Consider the following 13,251-nt stretch of genomic DNA (forward strand, 5'->3'; position numbering starts at 1 on the left):
GGAAAAGAGTATGCAGAGCGAAAGACAAAAACATATAAGAAATTTTTCTATAGTTGCTCATATAGACCATGGTAAATCTACACTTGCAGATAGATTAATTGAAAAGACAGGAACTCTTACTGAGAGGGAAATGGACTCCCAGGTACTTGATAATATGGAGTTGGAAAAAGAAAGAGGAATAACTATAAAGTCTCAGGCTGTTAGACTTATATATAAAAGACCTTCAGGAGAAGAATATATACTAAATCTTATAGATACGCCAGGACATGTGGATTTTAACTATGAGGTTTCAAGAAGCTTGGCAGCCTGTGAAGGTGCTATTTTAGTTGTGGATGCAACTCAGGGCATACAAGCACAAACCCTTGCAAATTGTTATTTGGCACTGGATCATGATTTAGAGATTGTTCCTGTAATAAATAAAATAGATTTGCCAAGTGCAAGGCCTGAAGAGGTAAAAAATGAGATAGAAGATGTTATAGGAATAGAAGCATCTGATGCACCAACAGTTTCTGCAAAAACTGGATTAAATATAGAACAGGTTTTAGAGGCAATAGTAAGCAAAATGCCAGCTCCTGAGGGAGATGAAAATGCACCTTTAAAAGCTCTTATATTTGATTCAAATTACGATAGCTATAGAGGAGTAGTTTGTCATATAAGAGTAATGGAAGGTGTAATAAAGCCTGGGATGAAGATAAAACTTATGGTTACAGGAAAAGTGTATGAGGTTACGGAAACAGGAATTTTTGTTCCTAATTTTATGCCAAGAGACGAACTTAAAGCAGGAGATGTAGGATACTTTACCGCATCCATTAAAAATGTAAGAGATGCACGTGTAGGGGATACTGTAACCGAAGCTTCTAGAGAAGCCAAAGAACCCTTGAAGGGATACAGACCTGTCGTTTCAATGGTATACAGTGGTATATATCCTGTAGATGGAGCAAAGTATGGTGAACTTAAAGATGCACTGGAAAAACTTCAGGTAAATGATGCAGCTTTGTGCTTTGAACCAGAAACTTCTATAGCATTGGGGTTTGGATTCAGATGTGGATTTTTAGGACTTTTGCATATGGATGTTATACAGGAGAGGGTAGAAAGAGAATTTAACCTTGACATAATAACTACAGCCCCTTCTGTTATATATAAGATTGGAAAAACAGATGGTACTGTAATAGAACTTACAAATCCAACAAATATGCCGGAAGTTTCAGAAATAAAGTACATGGAGGAACCTATAGTAAAGGCATCAATAATAACGCCTTCTGAATATGTAGGAGCAGTCATGGAACTTTCTCAAAATCGAAGGGGAACCTTTAAAGATATGCAGTATATAGAAACTACAAGAGTTTCTTTAAATTATGAAATTCCACTAAATGAAATAATATATGACTTCTTTGATGTATTAAAATCTAGAACAAGAGGTTATGCTTCACTTGACTATGAGTTAAAAGGATATAAGGCTGCTGAATTAGTAAAGCTTGACATACTTTTAAATGGAGAAGTGGTAGATGCACTGTCCATGATAGTTCCAGAAGAGAGAGCTTATGAAAGAGGAAGAGGTATAGCAGAAAGATTAAAGGAAATAATTCCAAGGCAGCTTTTTGAAATACCAATACAGGCAGCGATAGGTGGAAAAATTATAGCAAGGGAAACAGTTAAGGCTATGAGAAAAGATGTACTTGCAAAATGTTATGGAGGAGATATATCAAGAAAGAAAAAACTCCTTGAAAAACAAAAAGAAGGAAAGAAGAGAATGAGGCAGGTTGGCTCCGTAGAAATCCCTCAGGAAGCATTCATGGCCATACTTAAAACTGAGGATTAGTATATAACAGGAAATTTGTTAAGAGAGTAGGAGTTTGGAAGTGGTTTTATGCAAGGTAAAAATATAGATGTTAAAAAGGCTGTGGCTCTATATATACACATACCCTTCTGTAAAAAAAAGTGCCTTTATTGTGATTTCCCATCTTATAGTGGAAAAGAAAAACTTATGGTAAGTTATACAAAAGCACTAGCTAGAGATATAGAATCTGTAGGAGATAGAAAAATAAGAACTATATTTATAGGTGGGGGGACTCCCACCTATTTATCATTAGAATCCTGGAATAACATATATGAGGTATTAAAGAAAATAAATACAGAAGATAATTTAGAATTTACAGTAGAAGGAAATCCGGGTACATTTACAGAAGACAAATTCAAAGTTTTAAGGAAGATGGGAGTAAATAGACTCAGTATAGGTCTTCAGGCTTGGCAGAATTCTATACTTAAATGTATAGGTAGAATTCATACTTTAGAAGATTTTTTAAAGACATATGATATGGCAAGAAAATTTGGATTTTCAAATATAAACATAGATCTTATGTTTGGACTTCCAGGTCAGACAATAAAAGATTGGAAAGAATCACTGCAAAATGTAGTTAAGTTGAATCCAGAACATATATCTTGTTATAGTCTTATAGTGGAAAAAGGTACTCCATTTTACAATGCACATCAGTCAAAAAGCTTGAATTTGCCTGGAGAAGAAGAAGAAAGACAGATGTATTATTTCACACTTGATTTTTTGTCTAAAATGGGATATGAACAATATGAAATATCCAATTTTTCAAAAAAAGATAGAAAATGCAAGCATAATTTAATTTATTGGGATATGGAGGAGTATATAGGTTGTGGGGCAGGTGCCCATTCTTATGTAGATGGGTACAGGTATAGAAATACCAAAAATATAGAAGAATATATTTTACAGGGAAATTTGAACCAGTTTTTAAGATTAGATAAACATAAAAATTCTATCTGTGACAGTATGGAGGAATTTGTGTTTATGGGTCTTAGAAAAATAGATGGAATTTCTACAGAAGATTTCTATAGAAGATTTAACAAGGATATTTATTCTGTATATGGGGATGTAATTGAAAAGTACATAAAGATGGGTATTTTAATAAAAGAGGGACATAAGCTGTACTTAAGCAAAAGAGGAATAGAAGTATCTAACAGTGTAATGTGTGATTTTATATTGACATAATTTTAAGTGAGTTAGATATCTTAAGTAAATGTGAGAAACCTTAATTAATTCTATTTTAAATTATAAAAAACATATTATTTACCTTAATAATATAGTTATATAGTATTGACAAAAAAAATTATGAGTGATATTTTTTAATCATAGCAATTAGCACTCAACAACAATGAGTGCTAATAAAGAGGTGATATTATGGAAATGGATGAAAGAAAAATAAAAATACTTCAGGCAATAGTAAATGATTATATAAACACTGCGGAGCCTGTTGGATCCAGAACCATAGCTAAAAAATACAATTTAGGTGTAAGTTCAGCTACTATAAGAAATGAAATGGCGGATCTGGAGGAAATGGGTTATTTAGAACAACTTCACAGTTCTTCAGGAAGGATACCTTCCAATAATGGATACAGGTTGTATGTTGACAAATTGATGCATATACCAAATTTGAGCCAAGAAGAAATGTATATAATAAAATCACAGATTATAGATGCAGCTTTATTTGAGGTTGATAAAATATTAAAGCAGGCTGTTTGTCTTTTATCGGAGCTTACCAAACTTACTTCTATAGTTAGAGCACCTTCAGTTAAAAGAGGTTATATAAAGCATATACAGTTAATAAACATTGAATCAAGCACCAATATATTATTAGTACTTATAATTGATAGTGGTATTATAAAGAACAATTTGATAAAGGTAGGAAAAACTATTTCAGATGATATTCTTGTTAAATTAAGTAATATGCTAAACGTCAGATTAAAGAATTTAAGTGCTGAACAAATAAATTTAGAAGTTATAAATAATTTAAAAAATGATTTCCAAGGATATGAAGATATATTCAATAATATAATTTCTGCATTGTATGATAGCTTAAATAGTGTAGATAATTCAAATATATATACTCAAGGGGCTACAAATATTTTTAATTATCCGGAATATAAGGATATAGAAAAGGCAAGAGAATTTTTATCTATGATGGATAATAAAGATAAAGTTAGCAGCTTACTGAACAGTAATTCAAATATTTCAGTAAAAATTGGTAAAGAAAATTATACAGAAGGTGCAGAAGATTGCAGCGTTGTATCTGCTGTTTATAGTTTGAATGAAAGACCTATAGGTGAAATTGGAGTCATAGGACCTACAAGGATACCTTATTCTAAAGTCATATCAATACTTGCAAATGTAGTAAAGGAAATGAATTATATTTTAAGTAATGCCTATTCTGATGAAAAATAGAATGAATTTTGTAAAATAGGTATAAATGTTAGATTGGAGGAAGTATCTAAATGTTAAAGGATAAAGGTGATAATGAAAAAGACCTTAATGAAGAATGTGAAAATGATTCAGAAAATGAAAAAAAAGATAAAGATAATGAAAGTGTAAATGAAAGCACAGAGGATAATTCAGAAGAAGAAGTAGAAGAAACAGAAGATAAAGAAGATAAAGAAGATAAAGAAGATAAAGAGATAAGTTTGCTAGGAGAATTAAAAAAAGAAAATTCAAAATTAAAAGATGAAAATAAAAAGGCCATAAATGAATTGGATTCTATTAAAGATAGACTTGCAAGGGTTATGGCAGAGTATGATAACTTTAGAAAAAGAACTGTTAAAGAGAAGGACAATATTTATTCCGATGCTTGTAAGGATATATTAAAAGAAGTTTTACCAGTGTTAGATAACCTGGAAAGGGCAGTAAATGTAGAAGGAAATGCAGAAGATTTGAAAAAAGGTATAGAGATGACAATGAAACAATTTAATAATGCCCTTTCAAAATTAAATGTAGAGGAAATTCCTTGCGAAGGAGAATTTGATCCAAATCTACATAATGCAGTTATGCATATAGAAGATGATAAATATGATAAAAATTCTATAGTAGAAGTGTTGCAAAAAGGATACAAAAGAGAAGACAAAATAATCAGATACAGCATGGTTAAAGTAGCAAATTAAGTTTAAAACATACAAATTAAATTTGTTTGAATTAAATATATGTAAGATAATTTTAACGCAGTTAAATTTAGGAGGTAAGTTAATATGTCAAAAATAATAGGTATTGATTTAGGAACAACTAATTCATGTGTTGCAGTTATGGAAGGTGGAGATCCTGCAGTTATAGCAAATTCAGAAGGAGCAAGAACAACTCCATCAGTAGTATCATTCCAGGCAAATGGAGAAAGATTGGTAGGTCAAGTTGCCAAAAGACAGGCAATAACAAATCCTGATAAGACAATAATGTCAATAAAAAGGCAAATGGGAACAGACCATAAAGTAAATATAGATGGAAAAGATTATACACCACAGGAGATATCTGCGATGATACTCCAAAAAATAAAAGCAGATGCTGAAGCTTATTTAGGAGAAACTGTAACTGAAGCAGTTATAACAGTACCAGCATATTTTAACGATAGTCAGAGACAGGCAACTAAAGATGCAGGTAAGATTGCAGGATTAAATGTACGTAGAATAATAAATGAACCAACAGCTGCATCACTTGCTTATGGACTTGATAAAACTGATACAAGTCAAAAGATATTTGTATATGACTTAGGTGGAGGTACTTTTGATGTATCCATACTAGAACTTGGAGATGGAGTATTTGAAGTTAAAGCTACAAATGGTGATACTCATCTAGGTGGAGATGACTTTGACCAGAAAGTTATGGACTATATAGCAGAAGATTTCAAAGCTAAGAATGGTATAGATTTAAGAAATGACAAAATGGCACTTCAAAGATTAAAGGAAGCAGCTGAAAAAGCAAAAATTGAACTTTCGGCATCTACTCAAACAAATATAAACTTACCATTTATTACAGCAGATGCAACTGGTCCAAAACATATAGATATGAATTTGACAAGAGCAAAATTTAATGAGTTGACTCAAGATCTAGTTGAAAGAACAATTGAACCTATGAGAAAAGCATTAAATGATGCAGGACTTACAATAAATGATATAAATAAGATCATATTAGTTGGTGGTTCTACAAGAATACCAGCTGTTCAGGAAGCAGTTAAGAATTTTACTGGTAAAGATCCATCAAAGGGAGTTAACCCTGATGAATGTGTAGCTGTAGGGGCTGCAATTCAGGCCGGAGTTTTAACTGGAGATGTAAAAGACGTATTACTCCTTGATGTTACACCTCTTACACTTGGAATTGAAACTTTAGGAGGAGTTGCCACTCCACTTATTGATAGAAATACTACAGTACCAACTAAGAAGAGTCAGGTATTTTCAACTGCAGCAGATGGCCAGACTTCAGTTGAAATTCATGTAGTTCAAGGTGAAAGAAAGATGGCTGCTGATAATAAAACTCTTGGAAGATTTACGCTTTCAGGAATAGCTCCAGCTCCAAGGGGAATTCCTCAAATTGAAGTTACATTTGACATAGATGCCAACGGTATAGTAAATGTATCTGCTAAAGATAAAGGAACAGGAAAAGAAGCTAATATAACAATTACAGCTTCAACTAATTTAAGCGATGATGAAATAAACAAGGCAGTAGATGAAGCTAAAAAGTTTGAAGAACAGGATAAAAAGAGAAAAGAATCCATAGACATAAAAAATAATGCAGATCAATCTGTATATCAGACAGAAAAGACATTAAAGGACTTAGGAGATAAAGTATCAGCTGAAGATAAGAAAACTGTAGAGGAAAAAATTGAAGCTTTAAAGAAGATAAAAGATGGAGAAGATTTAGAGGCAATAAAGAAAGCTACTGAAGATTTAACTCAAACTTTCTATGGAATTACATCTAAAATATATAGTCAGAATGCTCAAGCAGGACAAAATCCAGGAGCAGATCCAAATATGGGAGCAGGACAAAATCCAGGGGCAGGAGCAGGTTCTCAAGGTGCATCAGAAAAAAAAGATGATAATGTAGTTGATGCGGATTACAAAGTAGATGATGATAAATAATATTTCCTCTTCACGATTATATAATAAGTGTGTATAATGGTAATAGTTAAGGGATGAGTTTTTATACTCTTCCCTTAATTTAAGTAGAGAACCCAAATCTCCGATTTGGCGTGAATCACTTACTCATTTGACCGAAGGGAAAAGGAGTTACAAAAATTAGAACCCAAATCTTCGATTTGGTGTTAATCACTTACTCATTCGACCGAAGGGAGAAGGAGTTACAGAAATTAGAACTTAAATTTTAGTTTAATGAAAATATTTTAGGTGGTGAAAAGTAAAAAATGGCACAGAAGGACTATTATGAAGTACTTGGACTTGAAAAAGGTGCAAGTGATGGAGATATAAAAAAAGCATTTAGAAAATTAGCATTGAAATACCACCCAGATAGGAACCCCAATGATAAAAAAGCTGAAGAAAAATTTAAGGAAATAAATGAAGCCTATCAAGTACTCTCAGATCCTCAGAAAAAGGCACAATATGATCAGTTTGGAACAACTGACTTCAATGGCGGCGGTGATGCAGGCTTTGGAGGCTTTGGAGGTTTTGATTTTTCAGACATGGGAGGCTTTGGAGATATATTCGATTCTTTCTTTGGTGGTGGAGGCGGATTTGGCTCTAGCAGCAGAAGAAGAAATGCACCACAAAAAGGAGCAGATCTTGAATATACTCTAAATTTAACTTTTGAAGAAGCTGTTTTTGGAGTGGAAAAGGAAATAAATATAGCTAGAAATGAAAAATGTGAGGCTTGTGGTGGAACAGGAGCTAAAAAAGGAACACATCCCCATACTTGTGATAAATGCGGTGGAACAGGACAGATGAGAACTCAGAGGAATACGCCTCTTGGAAGCTTTGTAAGTATGAGCACTTGTGATAAATGTGGTGGAAGAGGAACTATAATAAAAGATCCTTGTCCAGAATGCAGAGGAAAAGGTGCAGTAAGAAAACATAGAAAGATAAAAGTGAAGGTTCCAGCAGGAGTAGATAATGGAAATATAATTCCATTAAGGGGACAAGGAGAAAGTGGCAAGAACGGTGGACAGTCAGGAGATCTTTATGTAAATATAAGGGTTTCACCTCATTCTAAGTTTAAGAGAAAGGGATTTGATATATATACAGATACACATATAAGCTTTGGTAAAGCTTCCCTTGGAACTAGTTTAAAAGTTGCAACTATAGATGGGGATGTAAAGTATGATGTACCATCAGGAACTCAATCAGGAACTGTGTTTAGACTTAAAGGCAAGGGTGTCCCTAGGGTTAATGGTCATGGTAGAGGTGACCAATATGTAAATGTAATTGTTGATGTACCTAAGGATTTAAATGAAAAGCAGAGAGAAGCCATTATAATGCTTATGGAGGCAAGTGGAGAAGTACCTGCAGGAGAAAGTGGAAAAAAATCTATCTTTGATAAACTTAAACATCACCACTAATATAAATAAAATCACTAAGTACATGGAATTATAGAGTTTCTAAGCAAAAAATAAACTTATACTTCGGATATTTTTTACAACCTTCAGCTCGTTAAATATTTTGATAAGGCTAAGAAAAAATTTTTGAAAAATATTTAGAATTTTTGAAAACTCGTGCCTCAAACAATTCAAAAATTCTAAGTTTTTCAAAAATTTTTCCCTAAGCCTTATATACAAAATATTTAAAAGAGCTTCATTATTGTAAAAATATGCCTGCGTATAAGTTGATTTTTAGGGTAGAAAACCTATAGATCGTAAAGTCTAAAGTTAAGTCTATAATTACTCAAAATTGTTAATTATAAATCTTAGCTGGATTTATAACTTTAGCATTTAAATCGAACTGGCAGTTTGGATAAGTTTAATTGTAGAGTTAATTATTTATATATAGAATTTCCAATTGAAGTTTAAATTTATTAAAGTTCTTTATGTGATGAAATTTGTCATTACATAATTTGGTATAAGTCAACTTTCAATCTAGAAAATCTATAGCATAAAATTTTGTATAGGAGGAAACCTATGGACAAAGAATGGATAGAAGTCTCAATTACTACTAGCAGCGAGGCAGTAGAGGCAGTTTCAGGAATACTTTACAATACTGAAGTTAAAGGTGTATCTATAGAAGATTCTCAGGATGTAGAATTTAAGAAAAAGCATCCAGAAGATTGGGATTATTTTGATGAGAGCTTGCTTAAAATAAAAGATGGAACGGCAGTAGTAAAAGGATATTATAAGCAGGATAAGAACTTAAATGGATATTTGAAATACATAAAAGATAGTATAAATAACTTAGAAAGTTTTGGTATAGATAAAGGAAAAGGTTTAATTACGGTATCTAAAGTAAATGAAGAAGACTGGGAGAATAAGTGGAAAGAATATTATAAGCCTTATAAAGTTGGAAAACATATAGTAGTAAAACCAATATGGGAGAATTATGAAGCAGAAAAAGATGATATAATAGTAGAACTTGATCCAGGTATGGCTTTTGGTACTGGTACTCATGAAACTACAAAAATGTGCATAAAGGCATTAGAAAAATATATTAAACCTGAATATACTGTATTTGACATAGGAACTGGTTCAGGTATACTAGCAATAACTTCTTCAAAACTTGGAGCAAAAGAAGTTACAGGAGTGGATTTGGATCCTGTAGCTGTAAAATCTGCGTCAACAAATGTTGGATATAATCATATTAAAAATGTGAATATACTTCACGGAGATCTTATGGATGTAGTTAAAGGCAAGGCGAATATTGTAGTTGCCAATATAATTGCAGATGTTATAATTTTTTTAGCTGATGGAGTTAAGGATTTTATGCTTCCAGGAGGAGTTTTTATATGCTCCGGTATAATATTAGAAAGAAAAGAAGAAGTAGTTGATAAATTAAATAAAACAGGATTTAAAATAGAAGAAATAAATGAAGATGGAGAATGGGTGTGCATAGTAGCATCAGTGAAATAGGTGGTATGTTATGAATAAATTTTTTGTGCCTCAGGAAGACATAAATTTTAATACAGCCTATATTAGGGGCGAAGATGTAAAACATATACGAAAAGTACTTAGACTTAAATGTGGAGACAAGATAAACATAAATAACTGTAATGGAAAAGAATTTTTAGGTGCTATAGAGAAAATAGATAAAGATGAAGTTGTGGTAAACATTATAGAAGAACTTACGCTATATAATGAAAGCAAGATTAAAATTTATCTTTTTCAAGGGTTACCTAAGTCTGGTAAAATGGATTTGATAGTACAGAAGGCTGTTGAACTTGGAGTTTATGAAATTACACCTGTTGTTACAAGTAGGGTTGTTGTAAAAAATGATTCAGGAGAATTTAAAAAGGTAGATAGATGGAATAAAATTGCTAAGGAAGCTTGTAAGCAGTGTAAGAGAAGCATAATTCCTAAGGTTAATGTTCCAATTAGTTTCAAAGAACTTTTGAGTGAAGGGGAATATATGGATGTTATAGTAGTTCCCTATGAAAATGAAAGTAATACAGGTATAAAAAAAATAGTAAATTCTATAAAAGATAAAAGTAATCTAGAGAAAATAGCTATTGTGATAGGACCTGAAGGTGGATTTGAAGAACAAGAAATAGATGAACTTAAAAATATAAACTCTCATATAGCTACATTAGGCCCAAGAATACTTAGAACTGAAACGGCAGGTTTTGTATGCATATCGCTTATCATGTATGAATTAGGAGATTTAGGAGGTCTTTACTAGGTGAATTCAATTAATGAAAAAAAATTTGATTTAACCCTTGATAACAAAGAATTCTTTAATGCTTATGGAAGAAATAAAAAGGTAGGTATGTCTACTTTAGGATGTAGGGTAAATCAGTATGAAACTGAAGCTATGGCTGAAAAATTTATACAAGAGGGATATGATATTGTAGACTTTGAAGATTATGCAGATGTGTATGTGGTGAATACTTGTACTGTAACCAATATGGGAGATAAAAAATCTAGACAGATGATACATAGGGCTAGGAAAAAAAATAGTAATGCTGTAATTGCTGTAGTAGGGTGTTATTCCCAAATTGCATCAGACAAGGTATCAGAAATAGAAGGGGTAGATGTAGTCCTAGGAACTAGAAATAAAGGAGACGTAGTATATTGGGTAAGTAGGGTCTCTTATGAAGGGAAAAAAATAGTCAAAGTAAATGAAGTATTGAAAAATAAAACATTTGAAGACTTGAAGATAGACGAATACCAAAAGAGAACGAGAGCTTTTTTAAAAATTCAAGATGGATGTAATAGATTTTGTTCTTATTGTGCAATACCTTTTGCTAGGGGCGCTGTGTGCAGTAAATCTCCAGACAAAATAATTGAGGAAGTAGAGAAATTATCTCGTAATAATTTTAAAGAGATTATACTTTCAGGTATACATATTGCATCTTATGGTACAGATATAGACGGAGACTGGAATCTTTTGAGAATATTACAGGAAATAGATAAAGTAAAAGGCATCGATAGAGTTAGAATTGGATCTATAGACCCTCAATTTTTTACAGAAGGTGTTATAGAGAAAATGTCAAAGTTAGAAAAGTTATGTCCTCATTTTCATCTTTCACTTCAAAGTGGATGCGATGAAACCTTAAAGAGAATGAACAGGAGATATACCACTTCAGAATATGAAAAAATAGTATATGAGATAAGAAATGCCATAGAAAATGCATCTATAACTACAGATATCATAGTTGGGTTCCCTGGAGAAACAGAAGAAGAATTTAATAAAACTTATGATTTTTTAAATAGAATAGCTCTTTCCAAGATGCATGTATTTAAATACAGCAGGAGAAGTGGGACTAAAGCTGCAGATATGCCCGGACAGGTAGATGGTAAAACTAAGGATGAAAGAAGCAGCAAAGTATTGGAGTTAGATAAAAAATTAGAAAAGAAGTTTATGAATAAATTTTTAGGATATAATATGGATGTACTCTATGAACAAGAAATTGACAATGATGGAACATATTTCGAAGGCTATACTCCAAATTATATAAAGGTAATAACAAAGTGCGAAAAAGCTTTAAATTTGGAAGGAAAAATCTTGTGTACGCAACTTGAAGGTACAAAAGATGGATATATAGAAGGAAAGTTGAAAAAATTTATTTGACTTTAGCAGGATTTTATTATTAATTATTGAATATTATACTGTTAAGGGAGGTGAAATTTATGGAAGAATGTATTTTTTGCAAAATAATAAAGGGTGAAATTCCATCTGAGAAAATATATGAAGATGATATGGTACTAAGTTTTAAAGATATAGAACCAGCTGCACCGGTGCATGTACTTATAATACCTAAAAAACATATAGGCAGTATAAATGATCTTACCGAAGATGATTCTAAAATAATTGCTCATATATATTTAGTTGCAAAACAGATTGCAGCTAAACTTGGTATAGATGAAAAAGGATATAGAATTGTAACTAACTGTGGAGAAGAGGCAGGACAGACAGTACATCATGTTCATTTTCATTTACTAGGTGGTAGATCGTTTGCATGGCCTCCGGGCTAAAATTATAGAACAATTTAAGAGTTATGAAATTGTTGACAGTATCGAAAGGTTTATTGTATAATGGCTATGTGCTATTTGACCCATGTTAACTGTATTTGATTTTTTAAATTGAATTGAGCTAGCGGAGGGAGGGAGATAATATGTCAGAAATAAAAGTTGGAGAAAATGAAACTATAGAAAGTGCATTGAGAAGATTTAAGAGAAAATGTGCTAGAGCTGGTGTTCTTTCAGAAGTTAGAAAAAGAGAACACTATGAAAAGCCAAGTGTAAAGAGAAAGAAAAAATCAGAAGCTGCAAGAAAGAGAAAATTTAAATAGAATTCTTTGAAAGAGGGTATTAACTGGTAATGTCTCTTAAAGAAAGATTGCAAGAAGACTGGAAGAATGCTTTAAAATCTGGAGACAAATTTAAAGCAAACACTATAAGTATGGCTAAAGCGGCTGTCTTGTTGGTAGAAAAAACTGATGGAAAAAAACTTGACGATGAGAAAATTATAGATATAATAGCAAAAGAAGTCAAAGAGAGGCGTGAATCTATACTTGAATTTGAAAAAGGGAAAAGGCAGGATCTAGTTGAAAAAGCAAAATCTGAAATAGATATCTTGTTGGAATACCTTCCTCAGCAGTTAAGTAAAGAGGAAATTTCCGAAATTATTCGGAATGCAGTTAATGAAGTGGGTGCAGAAAGTATTAAAGATATGAAAAAGGTTATGGCAATTGTTATGCCTAAAACTAGAGGCAGAGCAGATGGCAAACTTGTAAGTCAAATAGTAAAAGAACATTTAAATTAAATGAGTAAAAGGTTGAGATTGTATCTCAACCTTTTTTTACTTCCGGTACGCTTT

12 protein-coding genes are annotated in these 13,251 nt (G+C 32.1%); all 12 read left to right on the forward strand.

The annotated features are described in order from the left end of the window. The first annotated feature begins 10 nt into the window (after nucleotides 1-10). The 12 genes from lepA (at nucleotide 11) to CLJU_RS03960 (ending at nucleotide 13,197) form a co-directional block, all read left to right on the forward strand. Complete coding sequence (gene lepA, locus CLJU_RS03905) at nucleotides 11-1,819, forward strand: translation elongation factor 4 (RefSeq protein WP_013237460.1); 1,809 nt, start codon at nucleotides 11-13, stop codon at nucleotides 1,817-1,819. Nucleotides 1,820-1,867: 48 nt separating this feature from the next. Then, entirely contained in the window at nucleotides 1,868-3,016 is a 1,149-nt protein-coding gene (gene hemW, locus CLJU_RS03910; protein WP_013237461.1) for a radical SAM family heme chaperone HemW, read from the forward strand. Nucleotides 3,017-3,205: 189 nt separating this feature from the next. Next, the gene (gene hrcA / locus CLJU_RS03915) at nucleotides 3,206-4,246 is read left to right on the forward strand and encodes a heat-inducible transcriptional repressor HrcA (protein ID WP_013237462.1); all 1,041 of its coding nucleotides are present in this window, start codon (nucleotides 3,206-3,208) and stop codon (nucleotides 4,244-4,246) included. A gap of 50 nt (nucleotides 4,247-4,296) precedes the next feature. Continuing rightward, entirely contained in the window at nucleotides 4,297-4,956 is a 660-nt protein-coding gene (gene grpE / locus CLJU_RS03920) for a nucleotide exchange factor GrpE (RefSeq protein WP_013237463.1), read from the forward strand. 84 nt (nucleotides 4,957-5,040) lie between these two features. After that, nucleotides 5,041-6,918, forward strand: coding sequence for a molecular chaperone DnaK (gene dnaK, locus CLJU_RS03925; protein WP_013237464.1), 1,878 nt, complete (start codon nucleotides 5,041-5,043; stop codon nucleotides 6,916-6,918). Between the two features lie 281 nt (nucleotides 6,919-7,199). Continuing rightward, nucleotides 7,200-8,348: a molecular chaperone DnaJ gene (gene dnaJ / locus CLJU_RS03930; protein ID WP_013237465.1), complete on the forward strand. Its 1,149-nt coding sequence runs from the start codon at nucleotides 7,200-7,202 to the stop codon at nucleotides 8,346-8,348. A 555-nt stretch (nucleotides 8,349-8,903) separates the two neighbouring features. Then, complete coding sequence (gene prmA / locus CLJU_RS03935) at nucleotides 8,904-9,845, forward strand: 50S ribosomal protein L11 methyltransferase (RefSeq protein WP_013237466.1); 942 nt, start codon at nucleotides 8,904-8,906, stop codon at nucleotides 9,843-9,845. Between the two features lie 10 nt (nucleotides 9,846-9,855). Further along, complete coding sequence (locus tag CLJU_RS03940; RefSeq protein WP_013237467.1) at nucleotides 9,856-10,611, forward strand: 16S rRNA (uracil(1498)-N(3))-methyltransferase; 756 nt, start codon at nucleotides 9,856-9,858, stop codon at nucleotides 10,609-10,611. An 87-nt stretch (nucleotides 10,612-10,698) separates the two neighbouring features. After that, the gene (gene mtaB / locus CLJU_RS03945) at nucleotides 10,699-12,003 is read left to right on the forward strand and encodes a tRNA (N(6)-L-threonylcarbamoyladenosine(37)-C(2))-methylthiotransferase MtaB (RefSeq protein WP_041705292.1); all 1,305 of its coding nucleotides are present in this window, start codon (nucleotides 10,699-10,701) and stop codon (nucleotides 12,001-12,003) included. A 59-nt stretch (nucleotides 12,004-12,062) separates the two neighbouring features. After that, nucleotides 12,063-12,407: a histidine triad nucleotide-binding protein gene (locus CLJU_RS03950; protein ID WP_013237469.1), complete on the forward strand. Its 345-nt coding sequence runs from the start codon at nucleotides 12,063-12,065 to the stop codon at nucleotides 12,405-12,407. 140 nt (nucleotides 12,408-12,547) lie between these two features. Continuing rightward, nucleotides 12,548-12,724: a 30S ribosomal protein S21 gene (rpsU, locus tag CLJU_RS03955; protein ID WP_007061146.1), complete on the forward strand. Its 177-nt coding sequence runs from the start codon at nucleotides 12,548-12,550 to the stop codon at nucleotides 12,722-12,724. Between the two features lie 29 nt (nucleotides 12,725-12,753). Beyond that, entirely contained in the window at nucleotides 12,754-13,197 is a 444-nt protein-coding gene (locus tag CLJU_RS03960) for a GatB/YqeY domain-containing protein (RefSeq protein WP_013237470.1), read from the forward strand. The last annotated feature ends 54 nt before the right edge of the window (nucleotides 13,198-13,251 follow it).

Source organism: Clostridium ljungdahlii DSM 13528 (assembly GCF_000143685.1).
Classification (GTDB): Bacteria; Bacillota; Clostridia; order Clostridiales; family Clostridiaceae; genus Clostridium_B; species Clostridium_B ljungdahlii.